The 1,281-nt window shown below is 64.1% G+C and carries 1 protein-coding gene; it reads right to left on the bottom strand.

Annotation, left to right across the window (positions count from 1 at the left end; genetic code table 11):
* Window positions 1-59 precede the first annotated feature (59 nt).
* Window positions 60-1,189 (bottom strand): IS3 family transposase gene (locus tag B0W88_RS31790; protein ID WP_369973975.1). Its coding sequence is split into 2 segments (ribosomal slippage): window positions 60-931 and window positions 931-1,189, totalling 1,131 coding nucleotides; the frame shifts between segments, so codons are not numbered across the junction.
* Window positions 1,190-1,281 lie beyond the last annotated feature (92 nt).

Here is a 1,281-nt window from a genome sequence, read left to right as displayed (position 1 = left end):
AGAGCTGGCCCCATTCGTTTGAACACGATTCCAGGGTTCGATAAGTGGAACTCGGCCGCTCAAGCTGCCTGTTGAATCGCCGGCAGCGACGCGAAGTAGAACTCATCCGGGGTCTGAGCGCCAAGCGAGGAATGCGGCCGGCGCGTGTTGTAGAACTCGATGAAGCGTCCCAGCCGCTGCCGGGCATCGCTGACCGACTCGTAGGCATGCAGGTACACCTCCTCGTACTTGATCGTGCGCCACAGCCGCTCCACGAAGACGTTGTCGCGCCAGGCACCGCGCCCGTCCATGCTGATGGCCACGCCGCGACTCTTGAGCGCCTCGGTGAAGGCCAGGCTGGTGAACTGGCTGCCCTGGTCGGTGTTGAAGACCTCGGGCTTGCCGTGCCGCGCAAACGCCTCTTCCAGCGCCTCCAGGCAGAACGTCGTGTCCATGCTGATCGAGACGCGATGGGCGAGCACGCGCCGACTCGCCCAGTCCACGACGGCGGCCAGGTAGACCCAGCCGCGAGCCATCGGGATGTAAGTGATGTCCATCGCCCACGCCTGGTTTGCGCGCTCGGTCTTCATGCCTCGCAGCAGGTACGGGTACACCGCATGGCCCGGGTGCTTCTTGCTCGTGTTGGGCTTCCTGTACAGCGCCTGGATGCCCATCTTGGCCATCAGCGTGGCCACGTGCTTGCGACCGACCTCGAAGCCTTCGCGGCGCAACAGATCGCGCAGCATCCGCGCACCCGCGAAGGGGTACTCCAGGTGCAGCGCGTCGATGCGCCGCATCAACGTTTGGTCGGCGTCCGACACCGGGCGCGGCACGTAGTACGCGCTGCCACGGGCGATGTTCAACAGCTCGGCCTGGCGCTTGATGCTGAGCTCATGGTCCGGCTGGATCATTTCCTTCCGCTCAGCAGTCCGGCCTTGCCGAGCGCGCTTGCTAAAAAATCTATCTCCAGCGCCTGCTGGCCGATCTTGGCGTGCAGCTCGCGTAAATCGGTCTTGGGTGGCTCGGCCGTCTCGGCGCCGAACACGCCCGACGCCCGCTCCAGCAACTGGTTCTTCCAGTCGGTGATCTGGTTCGGGTGCACATCGTGCTGCTTGGCCAACTCGGCCAGCGTCTTCTCGCCACGAATGGCGTCCAGCGCCACCTTGGCCTTGAACGCCGGTGAGTGGTTCCGGCGTGGTCTTCTGCTCATGCTCTGGTCTCCTTGCCGCCCCGATCTTCGGGGCCGATCAATGGACCGAGTTTCCACTCATCGCCGTGTTCAGTTTTCTGGAGCCAGCTCTT

The organism is Pelomonas sp. KK5, from assembly GCF_001984095.1.
Taxonomy (GTDB): Bacteria; Pseudomonadota; Gammaproteobacteria; order Burkholderiales; family Burkholderiaceae_C; genus KK5.
Note: the sequence above shows the minus strand (reverse complement) of the source record. Positions and strands in the feature narration are given on the sequence as shown.